The 21,834-nt window shown below is 72.2% G+C and carries 25 protein-coding genes; 7 read left to right on the top strand and 18 right to left on the bottom strand.

Annotated features, from left to right (window positions below):
- Window positions 1–15: 15 nt before the first annotated feature.
- The 7 genes from DMB66_RS15250 to DMB66_RS15220 all read right to left on the bottom strand — a co-directional run bounded on the left by DMB66_RS15250 (window position 16) and on the right by DMB66_RS15220 (window position 5,005).
- Complete coding sequence (locus DMB66_RS15250) at window positions 16–756, bottom strand: energy-coupling factor ABC transporter ATP-binding protein (RefSeq protein WP_125804738.1); 741 nt, start codon at window positions 754–756, stop codon at window positions 16–18.
- Window positions 753–914, bottom strand: coding sequence for a hypothetical protein (locus DMB66_RS62570; RefSeq protein ID WP_199752368.1), 162 nt, complete (start codon window positions 912–914; stop codon window positions 753–755). Before DMB66_RS62570 ends, DMB66_RS15250 begins: the two co-directional genes overlap by 4 nt.
- Window positions 911–1,672, bottom strand: a complete 762-nt coding sequence (gene cbiQ, locus DMB66_RS15240) for a cobalt ECF transporter T component CbiQ (RefSeq protein ID WP_125804736.1) — start codon at window positions 1,670–1,672, stop codon at window positions 911–913. The genes DMB66_RS62570 and cbiQ overlap by 4 nt, the downstream gene beginning before the upstream one ends.
- On the bottom strand, window positions 1,672–2,019 hold the full coding sequence (locus DMB66_RS15235; protein ID WP_125804735.1) for a PDGLE domain-containing protein: 348 nt from the start codon (window positions 2,017–2,019) through the stop codon (window positions 1,672–1,674). The genes cbiQ and DMB66_RS15235 overlap by 1 nt, the downstream gene beginning before the upstream one ends.
- On the bottom strand, window positions 2,016–2,741 hold the full coding sequence (locus tag DMB66_RS15230) for an energy-coupling factor ABC transporter permease (RefSeq protein WP_125804734.1): 726 nt from the start codon (window positions 2,739–2,741) through the stop codon (window positions 2,016–2,018). Before DMB66_RS15230 ends, DMB66_RS15235 begins: the two co-directional genes overlap by 4 nt.
- Window positions 2,742–2,813: 72 nt before the next feature.
- A complete protein-coding gene (locus DMB66_RS15225) occupies window positions 2,814–3,671 on the bottom strand; it encodes a hypothetical protein (protein WP_125804733.1) in 858 nt (285 codons plus the stop codon).
- A 23-nt stretch (window positions 3,672–3,694) separates the two neighbouring features.
- Entirely contained in the window at window positions 3,695–5,005 is a 1,311-nt protein-coding gene (locus tag DMB66_RS15220; RefSeq protein WP_125804732.1) for a hypothetical protein, read from the bottom strand.
- 125 nt (window positions 5,006–5,130) lie between these two features.
- Here DMB66_RS15220 and DMB66_RS15215 point away from each other — a divergent pair, with 125 nt between their 5' ends.
- Entirely contained in the window at window positions 5,131–5,757 is a 627-nt protein-coding gene (locus DMB66_RS15215) for a TetR family transcriptional regulator (RefSeq protein ID WP_125804731.1), read from the top strand.
- 81 nt (window positions 5,758–5,838) lie between these two features.
- Window positions 5,839–7,293, top strand: a complete 1,455-nt coding sequence (locus tag DMB66_RS15210) for an FAD-dependent monooxygenase (RefSeq protein ID WP_125804730.1) — start codon at window positions 5,839–5,841, stop codon at window positions 7,291–7,293.
- Window positions 7,294–7,360: 67 nt separating this feature from the next.
- On the opposite strand, the gene DMB66_RS15205 is transcribed toward DMB66_RS15210, so the two are convergent.
- On the bottom strand, window positions 7,361–8,200 hold the full coding sequence (locus DMB66_RS15205; RefSeq protein ID WP_125804729.1) for a helix-turn-helix transcriptional regulator: 840 nt from the start codon (window positions 8,198–8,200) through the stop codon (window positions 7,361–7,363).
- A gap of 145 nt (window positions 8,201–8,345) precedes the next feature.
- Between DMB66_RS15205 and DMB66_RS15200 the strand changes: the two genes are divergently transcribed.
- The gene (locus DMB66_RS15200) at window positions 8,346–9,095 is read left to right on the top strand and encodes an SDR family oxidoreductase (protein WP_125804728.1); all 750 of its coding nucleotides are present in this window, start codon (window positions 8,346–8,348) and stop codon (window positions 9,093–9,095) included.
- Here DMB66_RS15200 and DMB66_RS65870 read toward each other — a convergent pair.
- Window positions 9,076–9,153 (bottom strand): hypothetical protein, encoded by a 78-nt coding sequence (locus DMB66_RS65870; protein ID WP_370318463.1) that lies wholly within the window; start codon window positions 9,151–9,153, stop codon window positions 9,076–9,078. The genes DMB66_RS15200 and DMB66_RS65870 overlap by 20 nt on opposite strands.
- A gap of 106 nt (window positions 9,154–9,259) precedes the next feature.
- Here DMB66_RS65870 and DMB66_RS15190 point away from each other — a divergent pair, with 106 nt between their 5' ends.
- Window positions 9,260–9,784 (top strand): hypothetical protein, encoded by a 525-nt coding sequence (locus tag DMB66_RS15190; protein WP_125804727.1) that lies wholly within the window; start codon window positions 9,260–9,262, stop codon window positions 9,782–9,784.
- A 57-nt stretch (window positions 9,785–9,841) separates the two neighbouring features.
- Window positions 9,842–10,102 (top strand): hypothetical protein, encoded by a 261-nt coding sequence (locus DMB66_RS15185; protein ID WP_125804726.1) that lies wholly within the window; start codon window positions 9,842–9,844, stop codon window positions 10,100–10,102.
- Between the two features lie 2 nt (window positions 10,103–10,104).
- On the opposite strand, the gene smpB is transcribed toward DMB66_RS15185, so the two are convergent.
- From smpB to DMB66_RS15160, 5 genes are all read right to left on the bottom strand, one after another.
- Complete coding sequence (gene smpB, locus DMB66_RS15180) at window positions 10,105–10,602, bottom strand: SsrA-binding protein SmpB (protein ID WP_125804725.1); 498 nt, start codon at window positions 10,600–10,602, stop codon at window positions 10,105–10,107.
- A 180-nt stretch (window positions 10,603–10,782) separates the two neighbouring features.
- Window positions 10,783–11,949: an ABC transporter ATP-binding protein gene (locus DMB66_RS15175; protein WP_125804724.1), complete on the bottom strand. Its 1,167-nt coding sequence runs from the start codon at window positions 11,947–11,949 to the stop codon at window positions 10,783–10,785.
- Window positions 11,950–11,984: 35 nt separating this feature from the next.
- Entirely contained in the window at window positions 11,985–12,818 is an 834-nt protein-coding gene (locus DMB66_RS15170; protein ID WP_125804723.1) for a carbohydrate ABC transporter permease, read from the bottom strand.
- Between the two features lie 2 nt (window positions 12,819–12,820).
- A complete protein-coding gene (locus DMB66_RS15165; RefSeq protein WP_125804722.1) occupies window positions 12,821–13,780 on the bottom strand; it encodes a carbohydrate ABC transporter permease in 960 nt (319 codons plus the stop codon).
- Window positions 13,777–15,051, bottom strand: coding sequence for an ABC transporter substrate-binding protein (locus DMB66_RS15160; RefSeq protein ID WP_125804721.1), 1,275 nt, complete (start codon window positions 15,049–15,051; stop codon window positions 13,777–13,779). Before DMB66_RS15160 ends, DMB66_RS15165 begins: the two co-directional genes overlap by 4 nt.
- A gap of 187 nt (window positions 15,052–15,238) precedes the next feature.
- On the opposite strand from DMB66_RS15160, the gene DMB66_RS15155 reads away from it, so the two are divergent.
- Window positions 15,239–15,568 (top strand): putative quinol monooxygenase, encoded by a 330-nt coding sequence (locus DMB66_RS15155; RefSeq protein ID WP_125804720.1) that lies wholly within the window; start codon window positions 15,239–15,241, stop codon window positions 15,566–15,568.
- A gap of 92 nt (window positions 15,569–15,660) precedes the next feature.
- Here DMB66_RS15155 and DMB66_RS15150 read toward each other — a convergent pair whose 3' ends face one another.
- Window positions 15,661–16,746: a cellulose binding domain-containing protein gene (locus tag DMB66_RS15150; protein ID WP_125804719.1), complete on the bottom strand. Its 1,086-nt coding sequence runs from the start codon at window positions 16,744–16,746 to the stop codon at window positions 15,661–15,663.
- A 139-nt stretch (window positions 16,747–16,885) separates the two neighbouring features.
- Here DMB66_RS15150 and DMB66_RS15145 point away from each other — a divergent pair, with 139 nt between their 5' ends.
- Entirely contained in the window at window positions 16,886–18,724 is a 1,839-nt protein-coding gene (locus DMB66_RS15145) for a rhamnogalacturonan lyase (protein ID WP_125804718.1), read from the top strand.
- A gap of 3 nt (window positions 18,725–18,727) precedes the next feature.
- On the opposite strand, the gene DMB66_RS15140 is transcribed toward DMB66_RS15145, so the two are convergent.
- From DMB66_RS15140 to DMB66_RS15130, 3 genes are all read right to left on the bottom strand, one after another.
- On the bottom strand, window positions 18,728–19,252 hold the full coding sequence (locus tag DMB66_RS15140) for a 2TM domain-containing protein (protein WP_125804717.1): 525 nt from the start codon (window positions 19,250–19,252) through the stop codon (window positions 18,728–18,730).
- Between the two features lie 64 nt (window positions 19,253–19,316).
- Entirely contained in the window at window positions 19,317–20,696 is a 1,380-nt protein-coding gene (locus tag DMB66_RS15135) for a (Fe-S)-binding protein (RefSeq protein ID WP_125804716.1), read from the bottom strand.
- Complete coding sequence (locus tag DMB66_RS15130; RefSeq protein ID WP_125804715.1) at window positions 20,696–21,829, bottom strand: FAD-binding oxidoreductase; 1,134 nt, start codon at window positions 21,827–21,829, stop codon at window positions 20,696–20,698. The genes DMB66_RS15135 and DMB66_RS15130 overlap by 1 nt, the downstream gene beginning before the upstream one ends.
- Window positions 21,830–21,834 lie beyond the last annotated feature (5 nt).

Genomic DNA, 21,834 nt, shown 5'->3' with positions numbered 1-21,834 from the left:
CGCGGGCGATCAGGGTCAGCGGCGGACCGGGTGGAAGCCGAACGGCAACTCCAGCCGGTGCGCCCGGAGCAGCTCCTCGTCGGCCAGCAGATCCGTGGTCGGCGCGTCCGCCACGATCCGGCCGTCGTCGAGGATCACCGCGCGAGGGCAGAGCTGCAGCGCGTACGGCAGGTCGTGCGTCACCATCAGCACCGTCACCGGCAGCCGTTCGATGATCTCGGCCAGCTCCCGGCGGCTCGCCGGGTCCAGGTTGGACGACGGCTCGTCGAGCACCAGCAGCTCGGGCCGCATCGCCAGCACGGTGGCCACCGCGACCCGGCGGCGCTGGCCGAACGACAGGTGCAGCGGCACCTGGTCGCGGTGCGCGGCCATGTCGACGGCTTCGAGGGCCTCGTCGACCCGGGCCCGCAGCTCGGCGCCGCGCAGCCCGAGGTTGGCCGGCCCGAAGGCGACGTCCTCGGCGACGGTCGGCATGAACAGCTGGTCGTCCGGGTCCTGGAAGACGATCCCGACCCGGCGCCGGATCTCGGCGAGGCGGGCCCGGTCGCCCGCGTCCACCCGCAGCCCGCCCACGTCGACCGTGCCGGCGCCGCCGTGCAGGATGCCGTTGAGGTGCAGCACCAGGGTCGTCTTGCCGGCGCCGTTGGGGCCCAGCAGCGCGACCCGCTCGCCCGCGCCGACCGTCAGGTCGACCCCGTGCAGCGCCACGCTGCCGTCCGGGTATGCGAAGGTCAGCCCCGCGATCTCCAGGCTCATGCCATCACCTCGGCCGGCGCTCCGGCGATGGCGATGGCGATGGCGATGGGGATGGCGATGGGGATGGGGATGGGGATGGGGATGGGGATGGGGATGGGGATGGGGATGGGGATGGGGATGGGGATGGGGATGGGGATGGGGATCGCGCGCTCGTTCATGCCAGCACCGCCGCCAGTGCGATGGCGGCGGCCGCCGCGGGCAGCGCTGCCGAGCTCGCCCAGTCGGCCTTCGTCGCGCCGGCGGACTCGGGCCGGGGCAGGCGTCCGTCGTAACCGCGGGACACCATCGCCAGGTACACCCGCTCGCCGCGTTCGTATGCCCGCAGGAACAGCGCGCCCACGCCGACCGCGAATGCCTTGACCTGCCACAGGAATCTCGGGTCGTAGCCGCGGGAGAGCCGGGCGATCCGCATCCGCCGGGCGTCGTCGGCCAGGATGTCCAGGTAGCGCAGCATGAATGTGGCGATCTGGGTGAAGACCCGGGGGCAGCGCAGCCGGTCCAGGCCCAGGATCAGGTCGCGCATGGTGGTGCTCGCGGCCAGCAGCAGCGAGGCGACGACGCCGAGCGTGCCCTTGGCGGCGATGTTCCACGCGCCGTAGAGCCCGTCGACCGACAGCGACATGCCCAGCCAGGTGATCCGCTCACCGTGCCCGGCGAACGGCAGGGCGACGGCGAGCACGACGAACGGCAGCTCGATGGTGGCGCGCTTGGCCAGCCACGGGACCGGCACCCGGGCCAGCACGGTCACGGTCGCGAGCAGCAGGGCGTATCCGCCGAAGGCGGCGAACTCGGTGCGGGGGGTCGCCACCACCACGATCGTGAACAGCAGGGTCGCGAGGATCTTCACCTCGGGCGGCAGGGCGTGCACCGGGCTCCGCCTCTCCAGGTGCAGCGGATGGGCGTGGCCCGCGCCCATCAGACCTGCTCGGGGGTGCGGCGCCGCACGAGCCAGAAGACGCCGCCGCCGATGGCGAAGGTGACCAGCACGCCGAGCACCCCGGACAGCCCGGTCGACAGGTAGGGGTTGTCGATGCCGCGGATGCCGTAGTCGGCCAGCGGGCTGCTCGCGAGCTGGTGGTCCTGCTCCTGCTGGAGCATGCAGGTGCCGCCGGTGATCTCACCGTGGGCGTCGAACGTGCAGCCCTCGCGGGCCGTCGCGTCCAGGCCGTCCGGGCTGCTGGAGGCGAAGTTGCTGACCACGCCGGCCAGCAGCAGGGCGACCAGCAGGCCGCCGGCCAGGAACCAGCCGAGTCGCTTGGTCACGCGTTGCCTCCCGAGACGGTGGCCGGCGCGGCGGTGGCCGCGACCGGGGGCGGCGGCTTGCGGAACCGGCGCAGCGCGTAGACCAGGTCGGGGCGGACCCGGGCCACGGTGGCCACGGTGGTCGCCGCGATCAGGCCCTCACCGATGCCGATCAGCACGTGGGTGCCGGCCATGGTGCCGGCGACCCAGGGCAGCGAGAGCTGGGTGGTGCCGCCGAGCCAGTATTCGAAGACGAAGCCCTGCGAGGCGGCGACCACGCCGATGACCGAGGCGATCAGGGCGGTCGCGCCGAGCCCGGACGGCGTCTTGGGCAGCACCCGCAGCAGGCCCGCCACCAGCAGGTAGCCGGCCGCCGTGCCGATGATCGCCATGTTGGTGATGTTGAGGCCGAGCGCGGTCAGGCCGCCGTCGGCGAAGAGCAGGCACTGGATGATCAGGACGGTCGAGACGCAGAGCGCGCCGACCCAGGGCCCGACCAGGACGACGGCCAGCGTGCCGCCGAGCAGGTGGCCCGACACCCCGGGCAGGACCTGGAAGTTGAGCATCTGCACGGCGAAGATGAACGCCGCGACCAGCCCGGCCATCGGGGCCAGCCGGTCATCCAGATCGGCGCGGGCGCGCCACACGCAGACCGCCAGGGCCAGGGCCGCGAAGGCCGCGAAGACCGCCGAGACCGGGCCGCTCACGATCCCGTTGGCGATGTGCATCGCCTGAATGTCCATGCCGTACAGCATATTGCGCTCCGTGGCAGTTGCAAAGTCTTGGCAACAGCATCGAGATGGCTGGGATGTGGATCACCGCCGGGGCGGCATCGCCGGGGCCAGAAAGCCCGCTTTGACCAGAGTCCGGCTCAGCGGCCGGGCCAGCTCCGCGAGCCGGGCGGCGCCGTCGGCACCGAGCACCTGGTACGCCGGCGCGGCCAGCCGGTCGGTGTCGGCTTCCAGACCGTCGCGCAGCGCCCGGCCCTGGTCGGAGAGTTCGTCGCCGGTCAGCAGCCCTCGCTCCCGCAGCGCGGCCGCCTCGTCGGCCCACTGCTCGGTGCTCCAGCCCCGGCTGGAGCGCAGGAACCCGGCGTTGGCCTTGCCCGACGCCGCGTGCAGGATGATCGACTGCAGCCCGCTCACCCCGGCCACCAGCAACGCTGCCAGGTGCCCGTCGCCGCGGAACTCGCGCAGCAGCGTCTGGGCGTGCCAGAGCACCAGGTGCGGCGCCTGTGGCCAGTCGAGGTCGGCATGCGCGGCGAACAGCGCCCGCCCGGCGGCGTACGCGCCGGCCGATTCCGCCGCCCGCCGGGCGAGCTCGGCGGCCTCGGCCATCTCGGGGCTCCCGACGGCGTCGCCGAGGCCGCGGGTCAGCGCCGCGCCGGCGGCGTCGAGCCGGGCCGCGAGCGCCGCCGCCGGGGTCACGATCTCCCAGGCCGCGGGCAGGGCGCGCGCGACCAGGGCGGGGTTGAAGTTGTAGAAGGTCGCGACCACCGGGGCGGGGCCGACCGGACCCAGCGCGGCGCCGCGCGAGGCGAAGTAGTCGGTGCCGGCCGGCACGCCGAGCGCCGCGAAGCGCTCCCGCACCTCGGGGGCGAAATAGATCATCGCGTGCAGCGGCTCGGCGAGCCGCCAGGCCTCGCGGGCGAGCGCGGGCGTCACATCCGTCATGCCCGCCATCCTGTCATTACCGGCTAGTAGGGTGCGACGGTCATGGCGGTCATCCCGGCCGCGGCGTCGACGTCGATGCGGTCCACGGTGGTGCCCCAGTCCGCCGGTGTGAACGTCTGCCCGGCGGAGACCCCGGCGTGGTTCTGTCCGTTCAGGGTGACCTGCCCGGCGCCGCTGCCGACCCGGACCCGGACCGGGGTCTGCCCGGCCGCGCGCACGTCGAAGAGGCTGACCCCGCCGCTCATCCGGACGCTCAGCGTGCCGTCCGGCGGCGGCAGCGTCAGGGCGATCCGGCTCGCCCCGCCGGTCAGATCCACGCCGCCGACCCGGCCCGCGCTCAGGTCGATGGTGGACAACTCGGCGCCCCCGGAGAACCGCAGATCCCAGAGCACGGCCGCGTTCAGGGTGATGTCGACGGCCTGGGCGCCGCCGCCGAGGCTCAGCCGGACCCGGCCGTCCTGCTCGTCGACGCGCGGCACCGCAGCACCGGACTCCGGGGTGGTGATCCGGTAGAGGGTGTCGCCGAGGTCCGCGGCCCGCACGATGACCCGCTTGGCGCCGTCCACCAGGTCGAAGCCGGCTGCGGTGCGGCCGTCGAGCGCGGCGGTCACCGTGTGTGACGAGGGGGCGACGGCCGCGGCGATCGGCGGGCTCCAGCCGGCGGGTCCCGCGTCGCTGGGTTCGCCGCCGCGGGTCAGCACCACGACGGTCGTACCGGTCAGCAGCAGGGCGGCGGCCGCGATCCCGGCACCGACCAGCCAGCGCCGGCCGGGCGGGGGCGGCTGCTCGCCGCTCACCGGTTCTTCGGCTCGATCGGTTGGCTCGGCCGGGCCGGCGGAATCCTCGGCCGGCCCGATCCAACCGGTCTGGTCCCAGTCGGTCCGGTCCTGGGCGTTCTGGTCCCGGTCGGTCTGGTCCCAGCCGTTGTGGTCCCAGTCGGTCCGGTTCTGGGCGTTCTGCTCCCAGTCGTTGTGGTCCCAGCCGGTCTGGTCCCGGCCGGTGTCGTCGCGGTCGGTGTCGTCGCGGTCGGCCAGCAGGTCGTCCAGCCCGACGGTGTTGGCCGCGGCGGCCGGCCGCGCGGGCCGGGGGCTCCGCCGCTCCAGGGCCGGGATGCGGATCCGGGACCGGGCGGGCTTGGCCAGGGCGAGGGAGAGCGCGGCTGCCGCCAGGGTGGGCGTCGAGGTCGACGCGTCCTCGGCGAGCATGGCCTCGGTGACGGGCGGCAGCTCGATCGTCGGCTCCTCGGCGGGCAGGGGAGCGTCGGGCTCGGGCCAGTCCGGCGGCGCCGCCGCCGGCGATCCGTCGGTGGAACCGGCGTCGGGGATTCCATGCACGGTGATACCTCCATGTCGGTGCCATCGACCGGTACGGAATCCAGCCCCGCGCGGATCGGAACGGGTACGAATCTTGCGCGCCCCGCATCTTTGCGTGTCACGCAATTTGGGCTACAGTCGTGGCCATGGGGCTCCGCGAGCGCAAGAAGGCCGAGACACGCGCCGCGCTGAGCTGGGCCGCCATCCGCCTCGCCGTCGAGCGGGGCTTCGACAACGTCAGAGTGGAAGACATCGCCGCGGCGGCCGGCGTGTCACCCCGGACCTTCAACAACTACTTCGGCAGCAAGGGCGAGGCCATCGTCTCCCGCCACCTCGATCGGCTCCGGCGCGGCGCCGATGAACTGCGGGCCCGGCCGGCGCACGAGCCGCTGTGGACGGCCATCTCCCAGGCCGCGCTCACCTACTTCGAGCCCGGTCCCGAGCTGCTCGCCCACCCGGTGGCCGACCGCGACTCCTGGGTCGCCGGGGTGCGCGCCATGATCGCCGAACCGGCCCTGCAGGGCGATCTGCTGCGGGCCTCGGTGCAGGCGCAGGCCGAATTCGCCGTCGCCGTCGCCGACCGCACCGGCACAGACCCGCACAAGGACATGTATCCGCACCTGGTGGCCGCCGCCGTGATGGCCGCCACCGATGTCGCGCAGACCCACTCCCTGCGGGCCGAGCCGCGGGTGCCGATGAGCCAACTGCTCACCGAGGCCCTCGCCCAGTTCGCCGCGGGGCTGCCCGCCCCGGAGCCACCGCCCGGCTCCTGACCCACCGCTTGTGACCTGCCCAGCGTCAGCCCCGTCGGATCCGGCCGGGCCGATGCCCCGTACCCGGAAAGGGATGTGACCATGATCGATGTCGTCATCGCCGGAGCCGGACCGAACGGCCTCATGCTCGCTTGCGAGCTGGCCCTGGCCGGGGTCCGGCCGCTGGTCCTGGAACGGTTGCCGGAGCCCACCACCGAGCAGCGGGCCAACGGCCTGGTCGGGCAGGTCATCCGCATGCTGGACCGGCGGGGGCTCTACGAGCGCCTCGCCGACAGCCCGGGGCCGCCGCAGCCGGCGCCGGGCTTCACCTTCGGCGCCTTCCCGCTCGACCTGCACGATCTGCCGGACAACCCGCTGCACACGATGCTGGTGCCGCAGCGCCGGATCGAGCAGATGCTGACCGAGCGGGCGGCGGAGCTCGGCGTCGAGGTCCGCCGCGGCCACGAGGTGCTGGGCCTGACCCAGCATCGGGGGTCGGTGACGGTCGAGGTCGCCGGCGCGGCCCCGGTCGAGGCGTCCTACCTGGTCGGTGCCGACGGCGGGCACAGCGTGGTCCGCAAGCTCGCCGGGATCGACTTCCCGGGAGTGACCAGGGACGACACGGTCTCCCGGACGGCGCACGTCAGCGTGCCCGCGACCATGGTCGACGCGCGGGGCGCCCTGCACGTGCCGGGCTTCGGGGTGGTGCCGCCGTTCCTGCACACCCGCACCGAGCACGGCATGATCGCCTGGGCGCCGATGCCGGGACGCGACCCGCTGATCAGCGTGGGGGAGCGTCACCAGCCCGGCGACGGCGAGATGACCCTGGCCGAGCTGCGGGCCGCCGCGGCGCGGGTGCTCGGCGCGGACCTGCCGCTGGCCGCGCCCACCGGCGCCGGACCGCACCTGCTGCGGCGCCTCCAGGGCGGCAACACCCGGCTGGCCTCGACCTACCGGGCGGGGCGGGTGCTGCTGCTCGGCGACGCGGCGCACGTGCACTCGGCGCTCGGCGGCCCCGGGCTCAACCTCGGCCTGCAGGACGCGATCAACCTGGGCTGGAAGCTGGCCGCCGAGGTGCGCGGCCACGCGCCGGACGGCCTGCTGGACACCTACGAGGCCGAGCGCCGGCCGGTCGGCGAGCGGGTCACCATGCACACCCGGGCCCAGTCCGTGCTGGTCGGGCCGGGCGGCGAGGTGACCGCGCTGCGCCAGCTCTTCGGCGAGCTGCTGACCTCCGCCGACACCCGCCGGCACCTCGCCGGGCTGATCGCGGGCGCCGACATCCGCTACGGGATGCCCGGCGCGACCGGGCCGCACGTGGGGCGCTGGGCCCCGGACGTGCCGGGCCTGACGGCGCTGACCCGGACCGGCCGGCCGCTGCTGCTCGACCCCACCGGCCGCCTCGACGTGGGCCGCTGGGCCGCCCGGGTCGACGTCGCCGCCGCCCCGGGCCTGGACACCGCGCTGCTGCTGCGCCCGGACTGCTACGTCGCCTGGGAGGGCTCCACCGGCGACGGTCTCGAGCAGGCGCTGGCCGCCTGGTTCGGCAAGCCCTGACGTCAGGCGGGCGAAGCAGCACCTCGCGGTCCGGGAAGTGGCGGGCAGCGGGTGCGCCGCCCGAGGGTCAGGACGTGAGCTGCTGGTGTCCTATGACGGAGAGCAATTGGAGTTTGGTGTGGCTCTCCGTGCCGGGGCGGGTGGTCAGCACGATGAGAGTCTGGGCGCGGTTCTCGGCGTACAGGACCTCGCAGTCGACGTCGATCCGGCCGAGCTCGGGATGGACGAGCGTCTTGTGGGCGTCGTAGCGTTGGGCGACCTCCTGCAGGTCCCAGAGCCGGACGAATTCTGGACTGCGGTCTCGGAGCTCGGCGACGATCCGGGCGGCCCTGTGCGTGTCGCTGCCGGTCGTCAGCGCCGACCGTAGCCGGGCGGCCTGGGCGCGGCCGTGGCGCGTTCGGTCCTCGTCGGGGTAACTCAGGCGTTCGGCCGGATCGATGAACCAGCGGTAGTAGGCGCTGCGGGCCAGGCCGGTGTGGCGGGTCTGGTCGCCCACCAGGGCGATGGAAAGGGGGTTCTGCGCCAGGGTGTCGGCCAGGTCGGACAAGATCAGGGCGGGGCAGTCGCCGAGCCGGTCGAGGACCCGCATCAGGGTGGGACTGACGTGCTCGGAGTGGTGGAATCGGGCCGGCGCGTGGTGGCCGATGAGGCCGAAGAGGTGGTCGCGTTCGTCCTGCGTCAGGCGCAACGCCCGGGCCAGCGCGGCGGTGATCTGGACGGAGGGTTGCGGGCCGCGCTGCTGCTCGAGCCGGGCGTAGTAGTCGGTGGACATGCCGGCCAGCGAGGCGACCTCCTCGCGGCGTAGTCCTCCGGTGCGCCTGCGCGGGCCCGGCAGCAGTCCAACGTCGCCGGGTTGCAGCGTTTCGCGCCGCCGGCGCAGGAAGTCGGCCAGCTCCTTCTTGTGCATGACCCCATGGTGTCCGCCTCCGGCCGTTCCAGCCAGGGATCCGCGATCCATGGATAAGCCGTCCTCTCCCGCCCGTGCCGAGCCGCCCGCATAGTCGGTGCCGCGGGCGTATGCCGGCCCGCCGCGGAGAAGGAGAGAACACCCCATGAAGACCACCGGCAACACGATCCTGATCACCGGCGGCACCGCCGGCATCGGGCACGGCCTGGCCCTGCGCCTGCACGAGGCCGGCAACAAGGTGATCATCGCCGGCCGGCGTAAGGAACTGCTCGACCAGATCACCACCGAACACCCGGGCATCGAGTCGATCGTGCTGGACGTCACCGACCCCGCCGCCATCACCCGCGCCGCCGACACCCTGGCCGCGAGCCACCCGCGGCTCAACGTCCTGATCAACAACGCCGGCATCATGCTGCCGGAGAACCTGCTCGACCCGGCCTCGCTGCCGATCGCCGAGGACCACATCACCGTCAACCTGCTCGGCACGATCCGGATGACGTACGCCTTCCTGCCCCGGCTGGCGACCCAGGCCGACGCGGTCGTCATGAACATCACCTCCGCGCTGGCGTTCGTGCCGCTGCCGATCACCCCGACCTACAACGCGACCAAGGCCGCCCTGCACTCCTTCTCCGAGAGCCTGCGCGTCCAGCTGAACGGCACCGACGTCCAGGTCATCGAGGTGGCCCCGCCGGGGGTCCGGACCACCCTGATGGACCAGCAGAACAGCGACAACGCCATGCCGCTCGACGAATTCCTGACCGAGACCATGACGCTGCTGGGCGCTCAGCCCGACGCCAACGAGATCGTCGTGGAACGCGCCAGGTTCTTCCGCCACGCCGCGGCCAACGGCGTCTACGACCAGGCCCTGGCCATGCTCAGCGGCGTCGGAGCCTGATGTCGGCGTCGAGGGCGAGCACCGTGCGCCCCTGCGCGGCGAGCTGGCGGCTGAACAGGGCGGCGAGCGTGGTCTTGCCCGCTTCCTGCAGTAGTGATAACCGTTTTCAATAGCGTGGGTAAGTCGCCGGGCCGGGTGTCGGGGGGTGCGGCTAATCTGCCCTGATGGACGACCTGGCGGAGCGGCTGGCCGAGTTGACCTTCGCGGGCCTCACCCAGGACGAGGTCACCGGCCGGATCATCGACGAGGTGGCGGCCTGGGGGCTCGCGCGGGGCTGGCGGGTCTACCGGCGCGCCCCCAGCGTGGTCAGGCTGCCGCCGCCGATGGACAAGCAGCATTCGGTGCTCGACGTGGCGCTGGCCCGGCCGGCCGCGCCGCCGATCGTCGTCGAGGTCGACCACACCGACCGCAGACGGACGGTGGACAAGCTGCTCGCCGAGGCCGAAGCCGGCCGGATCGCGGTCTGGATCCGCTGGGGGCCGGGCCGCTTCAACGAGCCGCCGGCGCCGATCCACATGATCGGCCTGCCGGTGACCCGCGGCCAGGGCCGGTATTCGCGGCGCAGCGGGCCGGACCGCCCGGCGCCGACCCACTCGGCGGCCCCGCCGACCGCCGGCGAGGCGGCCGAGTTGCCCCTGCCGGAAGCGGCCGAATCGCCCCTGCCGGAGCAGGGTGGACGGCGTTTGTGACCGGCGCGGGCGCGGCGTAGCTTCGAGGGTGGAGCGCGTCACCCGGAGGTGGTCGACATGCGCACTCTCTACCCGCGCGGGCAACTGGCGGTCTGTGCCGAGGAGACCTGCCACTGGCGCAACTTCGTGCACGAGTTGACGCCCACCACCACCTGCCGGCGGCATCCCGGCCGGACAGCCTTCGTGCCGGAGGGCACCCGGCTGCGGGTGCGCTGCTTCCACGAGGGCTGCCTGCAGAATTCGGTGGTGGTGACCTACTGGCGCAGCCTGCACGCCGCGGAGAATTTCCAGTGCGCGGCGCACCTCATCCGGGTCTGAGCTCACCCACGGGTGCGTCCCTTGAGGTGGCGGCCCATCGCGCGGGCGATCTCGCGGTTGGCGTCCCGCTCGGCGAGCGCCTGGCGCTTGTCGTATTCCCGCTTGCCGCGGGCCAGCGCCAGCTCGACCTTCGCCCAGCCGTCGTTGAAATACAGCGATAGCGGGACCAGGGTGTTGCCGGGCTCGCGCAGCTTGTCCAGGATCCGGTCGACCTCGATGCGGTGCAGCAGCAGCTTGCGGGTCCGGCGGGGCGCGTGGTTGGTCCACGAGCCGAAGCCGTACTCGGCGATGTGCAGGTTGTAGAGCATGAGCTCGCCCTCGTGCTCCTGGGCGAAGGCGTCGACGATCGACGCGTACCCGGCGCGGAGCGATTTCACCTCGGTGCCGGCCAGCACCAGGCCGGCCTCGTACGTCTTGAGGACCGCGTAGTCGTGTCGCGCCTTCTTGTTCGACGCGATGACCTTGCGGCCGGTCTCCCTGGCCGTGGCAGCCCCCTCGATGTCGCCGGACGGTCATCTGCCGCTCATCCTCGCAAACGAAGACTGCCGCCGTCGGCCCCGACCGTCAAACCGGCAGCCGCCGCGCGTATCCGTTCCGGGTGACCGAGGACGCCGACACCTACGGCGAGCCCGCCGCCGGGTCACCGGCGGCGGGCTTCCCGCGATACCTCACCAACCAGCTCAGGGGGCGATCAGGTTCTTGCCGCTCGCGATCTCGAACACCTGGATCTTCGAGGTGTCGTACCAGATCCGGGCCGTGCCGCCGCGGCGCACGTTCGCCGCGGCGTCCAGCCGGGCGGTCACGTCGACGCCCCCGCTGTGCAGGTCGTTGCCGGTGTCCTTGGCCAGGTCGTCGAGGTCCTGGGAGTGGGCGCCCTCGCCGGTCATGGTGAAGTACGCGTAGACGTCCGACCCCATCGCCTCCACGATGTCGACCGGGGCGTCGAAGGTCGCGCCCGGCTTGTCGCCCACCAGCGCGGCGTCCTCGAAGTGCTCCGGGCGGATGCCGATGATGACCTCGCGCTCTCCCTTCGCCTCGCCCAGGGCCTGGCGCACGTTGTCCGGCAGCACCGCCTCGCCCAGGGCGGTCACCACACTGTCCCCGCGGAGCTGGCCGGGGAAGAAGTTCATCGACGGGCTGCCGATGAAGCCCGCCACGAACAGGTTGGCCGGGTGGGCGTACAGGTGGGCCGGCGAACCGACCTGCTGGACCACCCCGGCGCGCATGACCACCACGCGGTCGCCCAGGGTCATCGCCTCGGTCTGGTCGTGGGTCACGTAGAGGGTCGTCGTGCCGAGGTTCTTCTGGATGCGGGAGATCTGGGTGCGCATCTGGACCCGCAGCTTGGCGTCCAGGTTCGACAGCGGCTCGTCCATCAGGAACGCCTTCGGCGACCGGACGATGGCCCGGCCCATCGCCACCCGCTGGCGCTGCCCGCCGGACAGGTTGGCCGGCTTGCGGTCCAGGTGCTGGGTCAGCTCCAGCATCTCCGCCGCCTGCCCCACCTTCTGCTTGATGGTCTCCTTGTCCATGCCGGCGAGCCGGAGCGGGAAGCCCATGTTGTCGCCGACCGTCATGTGCGGGTAGAGCGCGTAGGACTGGAACACCATGGCGATGTCCCGGTCCTTCGGCGCCTTGTCGTTGACCACCTGGCCGTCGATGAGCAGCTTGCCGGCGGTGATGTCCTCCAGGCCCGCCACCATGTTCAGCGTGGTCGACTTCCCGCACCCGGACGGGCCGACCAGGATGATGAACTCGCCGTCGGCGATCTCGAGGTTGAAGTCGTCCACGGCCAGGGCGCCGTCGGGATAACGCTTGACCACATGGTCCAGAACGATCTCGGCCACGTCAGCTCCTCCGGAGTAGGTATGCGGGGTAGGGGTCAGCCCTTGACGGCGCCCGAGGTCAGCCCCGCGACGATCCGCCGCTGGAAGACCAGCACGAAGATCACGATGGGGATGGTGATGACCACGGCCGCGGCCGCGATCGGCCCGGTCGGCTTCTCGAAGGTGGTGGCCCCGGTGAAGTAGCTCATCGCGGCCGGGACGGTGCGCGCGTTCGACGTCGAGGTGAGCGACAGGGCGAACAGGAAGTCGTTCCAGCAGGAGATGAAGACCAGGATGGCGGTGGTGAAGATGCCGGGCATGGCCAGCGGGGTGATCACCCGGCGGAAGGCCTGGTACGGCGTCGCGCCGTCCATCTTCGCCGCCTTCTCCAGGTCCCAGGGGATCTCCCGGAAGAAGGCCGACAGCGTGTAGATCGCCAGCGGCAGCGCGAAGGCGATGTACGGGATGATCAGGCCGGGCCAGGTGTCGAACAGCCCGATCGCCGTCTCGATCTTGAACAGCGGCGTGACGAGCGCGATCTGCGGGAACATCGAGACGAGCAGCGCCGTCGCCACGATCGTCCGTTTGCCCGGGAAATCGAGGCGGGCGATGGCGTACGCGGCCATGGTGCCGAACGCGATGGCGATGAAGGTGGCGATGACGCAGATGCCGATCGAGTTGGCCAGCGCCCGGAGGAAGTCGGGGTTGTTGAAGATCGCGGAGTAGCTGTCGTCGCTCGGCGCGGTGGGGAAGTAGTTCCCGTCGTTGAGCGTCGCGTCGTCCTTCAACGACAGCGACACGATCCAGAACACCGGGACGAACGCGTACAGCAGGACGATCGCGTTGACACCCCACCACATCAGCTTGCGGTTCGTGGTCTCCGGCTGCATGACTACCGCCTCCCCTCAGCGTCGGATCCGGGCGCTGCCGCCCCGAAGAGCTTGATGAACGCGAACGCGATGATCCCGGTGGTGATGAAGATCAGCACCGACATCGCCGACCCGATGCCGAGGTTCAGCCCTCGGATCAGGTTGCTGTAGGCGACCATCGACACCGAACTGGTCTTGTTCGACCCGCTGGTGAGGATGAAGATGTTGTCGAACACCCGGAACGCGTCCAGGGTGCGGAAGAGCAGCGCCACCAGGATGGCCGGCTTGATCAGCGGCACGGTGACCATCCAGAAGCGCTTCCACGCGTTCGCGCCGTCCATCGAGGCGGCCTTGAGCAGGTCCTCGGGCACCAGCGCCAGCCCGGCCATCAGCAGCAGGGCCATGAACGGGACCGTCTTCCAGACCTCGGCCAGGATGATGATCCCGATCGACGGCCAAAACTCCGTGAGCGGCGCCGAATCACCGCTCGCGAGCCAGCCGAGGCCCTGGGTCCAGGCGAAACGCCAGGAGAAGGCGGCGACCACGGTCACGATCGCGTACGGCACCAGCGCCGAGGTGCGCACCAGCCCGCGCCCCACGATCGTGCGGTGCATGACGATCGCCAGCAGCATGCCCAGCACCAGTTCCAGGGTCGCGCCGACAATGGTGATCAACATGGTGACGCCGAACGCGGTCCACCAGATCGGGCTGGACAGCACGGTGACGTAGTTGTCGAACCAGATGAACTGGTTGGCGTCCGGCCGGCGCAGGTCGGCCTTGTTCAGCGACAGCCAGAACGCGTACAGGATCGGATAGGCGGCCACCGCGAGCATGATCACCACGGCCGGGGCGACGAGCAGCAGGCCCAGCTTGCGCTCGGCCCGCTTGGCGTCGGTGTGCCGCTGGCGGGCGATCTCGGTGGTGCCGTCGTCGATCTGGTTCCCGGCCGCCTCCGCGGCCGCCGCGGTGGGGGTGGCGGTCATGGCACGATTCCCTTGCCGTCGATCGCGTCCTTGATGGAGTCGCGCAGCTTGTCGGCCGCCTGCTGCGGGTTGATGCTCTGCGGCGGCGACAGCGTGGTGGAGACGAGCGTCGAGATGTTCTGATACACCGGCGACACCGGCCGCGGCACGGCGGCTTCCAGCTCGGTCATCATGACGTCGGCCATCGGGTAGGCCTCCTTGAATTCCGGCAGGTCGAAGACGGTGGCCAGGGCCGGCACGTCACCGGCGTCGAGGGCGGCGCTGAGCGCGTTCTTGGAGTTGCGCAGGCACATCGCGGCTTCGAACGATTCCTCCGGATGCTTGCTGAACGTGCTGATGGCGTAGTTCATCCCGCCCAGCGTCACCTTCGGCGGGCCGCCGTCCACCGACGGGTACGGCGCGTAGCCGAGGTCGTCGACAATCCCCGGGTTCGCCTCGCGCATCGAGCTGAGCACGTAGGGCCAGTTGAGCGAGAAGGCGGAGCGGCCGGCCTGCAGGTCGGCGAACACCTCCGGCTCCTGGGCGTTGGACAGCGACGCGCTGGTCACGCCGGAGGTGGCGAGCTTGTGCAGCAGGGTCAGCGCCTGCACGGTCTTGTCGTCGATGGTGGGCGCCGAGCTGTCCTCGTTGACCAGCGTGCCACCGTACGCGGTGATCAGGTTGTTGACGTTGACCACGTAGCCCTCGTACTGGGCCGCGGTGAGACCGATCTCGTAGGGCTTGCCCTGGGCCTTGAGCTGCTGGGCCATCGAGATCATCTCGTCGAACGTCTTGGGCGGGGTGGGCACCAGCGACTTGCGGTACCACAGCAGCTGAACGTTGGTCGTGCGCGGCACGCCGTAGAGCTTGTCCTTCCAGGTGGCCGTGTCGATCGGTGGCTGCAGGGTGTCCTTGGTGGCCTGGGCCTTCTGGTCCCCGGTCAGCTCCCGGATCCACTTGGCCTCGGCGAACTCGGCGGTCCAGGTCACGTCCATGCCGAGCAGGTCCATGCCGTCGTCCTTGGCGGCGAGCCGGCGCACGAACTGGTCGCGCTGGCCGTCGGCGTCGCTGGGCAGCAGGTTGCCGACGATCGTGTAGCGGCCGGCCGCCTGTTGATTGCAGTCGTCAATGATCTTGTCGAAGCCGACCCCGCTGGCCCCGCCGTAGAGGTTGACCACTGTGCCCTCGGGGCCGCTGGAGCAGGCCGCGACCGAGGTCAGCAGTGCTAGCACGCCGATCGTGGAGGCCCACCGCGACGGTCGCCTGAGCGCCGTCGGTCGTTGAATCATCATCGATCCTCCGTCCGGGCAAACCGCTGGCAGTTGTGGCCCAGCTCACAGCCCTGACGTTGACATTGCCAGATATCCCTGACCTGCGCGAGTCGTGGCAGAACTGAATTTCCGGCGACCGATTCTCATCACTCAGTGATGAGGTGGTCATCAACCGTGACAGTGTGGACACTTGCGAAAGGGGGCAAAGATGATCTTTATTACCGCGAAGTTCCTGATCAAGGCGGAGGACGCCGACCGCTGGCCGCTGATCGCGGCGGCGTTCACCGCCGCGACCCGCGCCGAGCCGGGCTGCCTGTGGTTCGACTGGTCCCGCAGCGTCGACAATCCGGACGAGTACGTCCTGGTGGAGGCGTTCCGCGACGGCGAGGCGGGCGCGGCGCACGTCGGCTCGGCCCACTTCAAGCAGGCCCAGCAGGACCTGCCGGCGCACCTGGTCGCCACGCCGAAGATCGTCAGCCAGGCGGTCGACCAGGACGACTGGTCCGAGCTCGGCGAGCTGGCCGTGCCCGGCCGGTGACCACGAAGCGGCCCCGGACCTCCGCCCGGTCCGGGGCCGCCGCTGTGGCCTCAGCGCTGGGTCGGCGCTGAGGGGTCAGGACAGGGCCGCCGTCAGGACAGGGCCGCCGTCAGCGCCGGGTACCAGCGGTCGGCGATCTTCCGGTTGCCGGCGTCGTTCGGGTGCACGCCGTCGGAGGTGTCGGTCGCGGTGGCGAAGCCGGTCCACTGGTCGACCACCGTGACCGGGGAGGCCGCCGTGCCGGTCGTCGCCGCCCAGGCCGGGATCGCCGCGTTGAGGGCCGTCACCCGCTGGGCGCACTCGGCGCAGTTGCTCGGGTTCATCGGCAGGATCTGCGCCACCAGGATCCTCATCGCCGGGTTCGAGGCGCGCATCTGGCCGACCAGCTTGGTGAACGCCGCGAGGATCGTGGCGGGGGAGCGGTTGTTCCAGACGTCGTTCGTGCCGAAGTGCATCATGACGACGTCCGGGTCGGTGGCCGACAGCCAGCCCGGCAGCTGGTTCTGGTCCGCGACGTTGGTGGCCAGGAAGCCGCCGTGGCCCTCGTTCTCGCCGTCGTAGGCGAAGCCGCAGCCCTGTCCCGGCAGGGTGCCGACGAAGTCCACCGCGGCGGCCTGCCCGGCCTGTTGCAGCTTCTGCCACAGCAGCGCCCGCCAGCAGCCCGGCGATCCGGTGATCGAGTCGCCCAGCGCCATCACCTTGACGACGCCACCCGTGGGCGGTGGTGTGGTGGTGGGTGGTGTGGTCATGGGCGGTGGCGTCGTGGGGGTGACCCCGCCGGTGCAGGTGACGCCGTTGAGGGTGAAGGCGGCCGGGACCGCGTTGCTGCCGGTCCAGGCGCCGTTGAAGCCGAACGACGCCGACGCTCCGGTGGCGATGGCGGCGTTGTAGCCGGCGTCGCGGACCGTGACGGCGGCGCCGGACTGGCTGACCACGCCGTTCCACAGCTGGGTGACGGTCTGCCCGGACGGGAAGCTCCACCCCAGGGTCCAGCTGGTGACCGGGTCGCCGAGATTGGTCACCGCGACGGCGGCGCCGAAGCCGCCCTGCCACTGGCTGGTGACCGTGTAGGCCACCCGGCAGCCCGCGGCGGCGGACGCGGGGGAGGATGCGGTGGCGAGGCCGAGGGCGACCAGGGCGGCTGCGGCCAGCGCTACCGCCGGCTTGCTGAGGGACATCACCGCATCATCTCATGGGAGCGCTCCCATGCATAGGAAGATATTTACAAATGTTGATTTCCGGGGCTTGACGCGGGCGGGTCGCGGCGGCACGCTGGGAGCGCTCCCAATAGATGAGCGTCACTTCGAGGGGATCCGCATGCGCACGATCACGAAGATCGCCGGCCTGGGTGTCGTGGCGCTCGGTGCCGCGCTGCTGACCGCCATCGACGCGTCGGCGGCGTCCGCGCCGGCGTCGTCGGTCGCCGCCGCGGCGCGCCAGATGGAGCGCCTGGACCGCGGCCTGATCAGCGTGCGCTCCGGCAGCGGCAACCTGGTGAGCTGGCGCTGGCTCGCCGCCGACCCGGCCGACGTGGGCTTCAACGTCTACCGCGGCGCCACCAAGGTCAACGCCAGCCCGGTCACCGCCTCGACCAACTACCTGGACGCGGGCGCCGCGGCGGGGGCGGCCTACACCGTGCGGGCCGTCGTCGGTGGCGTCGAGCAGGCCGCCTCGGGCGCCGCGCTGAACTTCGCGAACGGCTATCTCGATGTCCCGATCCAGAATCCGGGCAGCTCCGCGTACGCGGCCAACGACGCCAGCGTCGGCGACCTCGACGGCGACGGGCAGCTCGAGATCGTGCTCAAGTGGGAGCCGCTGAACGCCAAGGACAACTCGCAGTCCGGGGTCACCGACCCGGTCTACGTCGACGCCTACCGGCTCAACGGCACCCGGCTGTGGCGGATCAACCTGGGCCGCAACATCCGGGCGGGCGCGCACTACACCCAGTTCCAGGTCTACGACTACGACGGTGACGGCGACGCCGAGGTGGCGATGAAGACCGCCGACGCCACCGTCTCGGGCACCGGGCAGGTGATCGGCAACTCCGGCGCGGACCACCGCAACTCCAGCGGCTACATCCTGACCGGGCCGGAGTTCCTGACCATGTTCGACGGCCGCACCGGCGCCGCCCTGTCGACGGTGAACTACGAGCCGCCGCGCGGCACGGTCTCCTCCTGGGGCGACTCGTACGGCAACCGCGTCGACCGCTTCCTGGCCGGCACCGCCTACCTCGACGGCCAGCGCCCCAGCCTGATCATGGCCCGCGGCTACTACACCCGGACCGTGGTCGTCGCCTGGGACTTCCGCAACGGCGCGCTGACCCGGCGCTGGACCTTCGACAGCAACAGCTCCACCAACGCCGGCACCGCGGGCCAGGGCAACCACCAGTTGTCGATCGCGGACGTGGACGCCGACGGCCGGGACGAGATCGTCTACGGCTCGCTGGCCATCGACGACAACAGCGCGAGGCTCTGGAACACCGGCCTCGGCCACGGCGACACCCTGCACGTCGGCGACCTGGACCCGGCGCGGTCGGGCCTCGAGGTGTTCAAGGTGGACGAGGACGCCAGCAAGCCGTCGTCGTGGTTCGCCGACGCCCGTACCGGTCAGATCCTCTGGTCGACCCCGGCCAGCGGCGACAACGGGCGGGGCGTCGCCGCCGACATCTGGTCCGGCAGCGCGGGCGCCGAGGCCTGGTCCGCCGCCGTCGCCGGGGTGCGCGGCCCGTCCGGCGGCGTGGTCGCCAGCCGCAAGCCCGGCTCGACGAACTTCCTGGCCTGGTGGGACGGCGACCCGGTCCGGGAACTGCTGGACGGAACGCACATCGACAAGTACGGCACCGCGGCCGACACCCGGCTGCTGACCGCGGCGAGCGTGCACTCCAACAACGGCACCAAGTCGACCCCGTCGATCTCCGGTGACCTGTTCGGCGACTGGCGGGAGGAGGTGATCTGGCCGACCAGCGACAACACCGCGCTGCGGATCTACGCGACGCCGACCGCGACGGACCGCCGGATCACCACCCTGCTCCAGGACGGGCAGTACCGGCTGGCGCTGGCCTGGCAGAACACCGCCTACAACCAGCCGCCGCACCCGAGTTTCTTCATCGGGGCGAACATGGCCACCCCGCCGCGGCCCAGCATCACCCAGCCCTGAGGCTCAGGTCCGGGGTCTCAGGGTGTAACTGAACGACACGATGAAGTCGATGACCAGGCCGATGCCCCAGGGCCCCAGCACGGCCCACAGCCCGAGGGTCCGGTCCAGGTCACCGACGATGAGGGAGAGGACGGCGAGCGCGGCGGCGGCGACGGCATAGGCCAACAGATGCCGGAGCCACTGCTGGCGCTCGCGGGCGGCGTGGGCCCGCCCGGTACGCGGTGGGCGTACCGGTGCGGGTCCACCCGCGAACCGGTGGGCGAACCGCTGGTCGGCCCAGGCGGCGAGCTGGTGGCCGTATGCCAGCGACACGCCGATGTAGACGGCGGCCAGACCGTGGGTGAAGCCGGCCTCGCCGCCGCGCCGCAGGTCGATCGCGGTGGCCGCGAGCAGCACCACGTCGATCAGCGGCACGCAGATCAGCAGCACGGTGCTCAGGGCCCGGGCCCGCAGCAGGTACCGCGCGGCCAGCCCGGCGCCGAGCAGCACCCAGAAGCCGATCTCGCAGGCCACGATGAACGCGATCATGCCTGACGGTGCACGTGCTGGCCGGCCACCTGAGCCCCGAGGCGGCCGCCGCCGAGCTCGACGCCTACCTGGACGAGCTGGCCGCCGGCTGAAGCAGCGTCGCCACCGGCAGGCCGCGGATCGACGCGTCCAGGACCCGGGCCGTGTGCGCCAGCGCGATCTCGCCGCCGCGCCGCTGCACCGCGGCGGCCACCTGCATCAGGCAGCCGGGATTCGCCGTGACCAGCAGCTGCGCCCCGGTGGCCAGCACGTCGGCGGCCTTGCGGTCACCCAGCTCGGCGGCCGGGCCGGGGTTCAGCACGTTCCAGACGCCGGCCGAGCCGCAGCAGATCTCCGGATCGGCGATCTCGCGGACCTCGAGGCCGGGGATGCCGGCCAGCAGCGCGCGGGGCTGCGCCCGTACGCCCTGGGCGTGCGCAAGATGGCAGGCGTCGTGGTAGGCCACCGTGACCGGCAGCGGGTGCCGCCGCGCCACCGGGCCCAGCTCGACCAGGATCTCGGACAGGTCGCGGACCTTCGCCGCGAACGCCGCCGCCCGCCCGGCGTATCGCGGGTCGTCGCGCAGCAGGTCCGCGTATTCCTTCATCGAGGAGCCGCAGCCCGCCGCGTTCACCACCACGTGCTCGACCCTGGCGCGGGCGAAGGTGTCGATGAGCCGGCGCGCGAAGCCCCGCGCCTCCGCCTCGCGGCCGTTGTGCACGCTCAGCGCCCCGCAGCAGCCCTGCGCCGGGGGCACGACCACGTCGCAGCCCTCGGCCGCCAGCACCCGGATCGTCGCCGCGTTCACGTCCGGGAAGAACGCGCTCTGCACGCAGCCGGTCAGCACGCCCACCACCGCGCGCCGGGCGCCCCGCGCCGGCACCCGGCGCGGCGGCCGCGGCACCCGGGTCAGCCGCGGCGCCAGCGATTCCAGGGTGGCCAGCGTGGGCGCCAGCCGGGGCAGCAGGCCGCTGCGCCCGACCAGGCGCTGCATCCCGGTCGCCTGGTACGCGCGCAGCGGCCCCCGCAGCAACCGCAACCGCCGGGGGTACGGGAACAGCGCGAAGATCGCCGCACGCAGCGCCCGCTGTCCGGCCGGCCGGGGATGCCGGCGCTCGACCTGCGCGCGGGTGTCCTCGATCAGCCGGTCGTACCGCACCCCGGACGGGCACGCCGTCACGCAGGCCATGCAGCCGAGGCAGGCGTCCATGTGCCGCACCATGGTGTCGCTCATCGGCTCGCCGTCCAGCCCCTGCTTCATCAGGTGGATCCGCCCGCGCGGCGAGTCCATCTCCTCGCCCCACAGCACGTACGTCGGGCAGGTGGTCAGGCAGAAGCCGCAGTGCACGCAGTCGTTCACGAGGTCGCGCCGGGGCGGCCGGTGCCCGTCGAAGGCCGGCTCGCCGGCGATCGGCCCGAGCACGTCGCGCGGTGCCGGATCGCTGCCCCAGGTCGCGTCGACCATCAGATGCCTCCCACGAAGCGGCCCGGCGCGAACCGGTGTCCCGGGTCGAACCGGTCCTTGACCCGGCGCATCAGCGCCAGCCCGGCCACCGGTCCCCACATGTCCACGATCTCCCGCACCGCCCGCGGCGCGGTGAGCACCACCGCGTGCCCGCCCGCGCGGACGGCGGTGGCCCGCAGCCGTTCCACCACGGCCGGCGCGTCGGCCACCGGGACGTCGGCGTAGAGCACGCCGGTGCCGGCCGAGCCGCGCACCGCCGCCCCGAGCCCGAGCAGCTCCGGCACCCGGGACAGCGGAACGGTCAGCTTCATGCCCACCCGGTCCCACGGGTAGCGGCCCCACCAGCCCGGCACGTCCTCGGTCACCTGACCGAGGAGCACCTTCTCCAGCCGGGCGGCGCGCTCGCGGACCCCGGCGGCGGTGCCCTCCAGCAGCACGGCGAGCGTCACCGGGCCCTCGGCGGGCGCATCGATCTCCACCGCCGACGGCACGACCTGCTCGGCCCGGACGGCGGCCAGCAGCGCGCCGATCTCCGCCGCCGGGGCGGTGCGCCGCACGGTCGCGGCGACCGGTGGGCGCGGGTGCAGGCGGAACGCGCACTCGGTGATCAGCCCCAGCGTGCCGTACGAGCCGGTGAGGAGCTTGCCCAGGTCGTACCCCGCGACGTTCTTGATGACCTTGCCGCCCGCGTGGGCGATCCGGCCGTCCGGCCGGACCACCGTCAGGCCGATCAGCAGGTCCCGGGCCGTGCCGTAGAGCATCCGCCGGGGCCCGCTGGCGCCGGCCGCCACGGTGCCGCCGACGGTGGCGCCGGGCAGCGGGTTGTCCAGCGCGAGCTGCTGATCACCCAGCTCCAGCCCGTCGAGGGGGGTGCCGGCCCGGGCCACCATGATCAGATCGCCGGCCGCGTGCTCGACCACCCCGGTCAGCCGGTACGTGTCCACGATCAGGTCGAGCCGGCGCGGCGGCATGCCCCAGTCCAGCTTCGTGCCGGCGCCCCGCACGACCACGGCGAGGTCGTCGCGCGCGGCCGCCGCCAGCACGGCCGCGGCCTCGTCGGTGGTCCTCGGGGTGGCGACGAATCGGGCCGTTACGCCGGCGACGGTGTCCTCCTCCGTCGCCTCGGCCCACATTTCCA

The sequence above is a fragment of the Actinoplanes sp. ATCC 53533 genome (genome assembly GCF_003947245.1).
This window is presented reverse-complemented; position numbering and strand designations above follow the sequence as displayed.

Bases quoted from the DNA above. Each gene is read 5' to 3' on its own strand.
- DMB66_RS15250 (WP_125804738.1), bottom strand. From the start codon at position 756: ATGAGCCTGGAGATCGCGGGGCTGACCTTCGCATACCCGGACGGCAGC.
- DMB66_RS62570 (WP_199752368.1), bottom strand. From the start codon at position 914: ATGAACGAGCGCGCGATCCCCATCCCCATCCCCATCCCCATCCCCATC.
- cbiQ (WP_125804736.1), bottom strand. From the start codon at position 1,672: ATGGGCGCGGGCCACGCCCATCCGCTGCACCTGGAGAGGCGGAGCCCG.
- DMB66_RS15230 (WP_125804734.1), bottom strand. From the start codon at position 2,741: ATGGACATTCAGGCGATGCACATCGCCAACGGGATCGTGAGCGGCCCG.
- DMB66_RS15225 (WP_125804733.1), bottom strand. From the start codon at position 3,671: ATGACGGATGTGACGCCCGCGCTCGCCCGCGAGGCCTGGCGGCTCGCC.
- DMB66_RS15215 (WP_125804731.1), top strand. From the start codon at position 5,131: ATGGGGCTCCGCGAGCGCAAGAAGGCCGAGACACGCGCCGCGCTGAGC.
- DMB66_RS15210 (WP_125804730.1), top strand. From the start codon at position 5,839: ATGATCGATGTCGTCATCGCCGGAGCCGGACCGAACGGCCTCATGCTC.
- DMB66_RS15205 (WP_125804729.1), bottom strand. From the start codon at position 8,200: ATGCACAAGAAGGAGCTGGCCGACTTCCTGCGCCGGCGGCGCGAAACG.
- DMB66_RS15200 (WP_125804728.1), top strand. From the start codon at position 8,346: ATGAAGACCACCGGCAACACGATCCTGATCACCGGCGGCACCGCCGGC.
- DMB66_RS15190 (WP_125804727.1), top strand. From the start codon at position 9,260: ATGGACGACCTGGCGGAGCGGCTGGCCGAGTTGACCTTCGCGGGCCTC.
- DMB66_RS15185 (WP_125804726.1), top strand. From the start codon at position 9,842: ATGCGCACTCTCTACCCGCGCGGGCAACTGGCGGTCTGTGCCGAGGAG.
- DMB66_RS15170 (WP_125804723.1), bottom strand. From the start codon at position 12,818: ATGCAGCCGGAGACCACGAACCGCAAGCTGATGTGGTGGGGTGTCAAC.
- DMB66_RS15165 (WP_125804722.1), bottom strand. From the start codon at position 13,780: ATGACCGCCACCCCCACCGCGGCGGCCGCGGAGGCGGCCGGGAACCAG.
- DMB66_RS15160 (WP_125804721.1), bottom strand. From the start codon at position 15,051: ATGATGATTCAACGACCGACGGCGCTCAGGCGACCGTCGCGGTGGGCC.
- DMB66_RS15155 (WP_125804720.1), top strand. From the start codon at position 15,239: ATGATCTTTATTACCGCGAAGTTCCTGATCAAGGCGGAGGACGCCGAC.
- DMB66_RS15150 (WP_125804719.1), bottom strand. From the start codon at position 16,746: ATGTCCCTCAGCAAGCCGGCGGTAGCGCTGGCCGCAGCCGCCCTGGTC.
- DMB66_RS15145 (WP_125804718.1), top strand. From the start codon at position 16,886: ATGCGCACGATCACGAAGATCGCCGGCCTGGGTGTCGTGGCGCTCGGT.
- DMB66_RS15140 (WP_125804717.1), bottom strand. From the start codon at position 19,252: ATGATCGCGTTCATCGTGGCCTGCGAGATCGGCTTCTGGGTGCTGCTC.
- DMB66_RS15135 (WP_125804716.1), bottom strand. From the start codon at position 20,696: ATGGTCGACGCGACCTGGGGCAGCGATCCGGCACCGCGCGACGTGCTC.
- DMB66_RS15130 (WP_125804715.1), bottom strand. From the start codon at position 21,829: ATGTGGGCCGAGGCGACGGAGGAGGACACCGTCGCCGGCGTAACGGCC.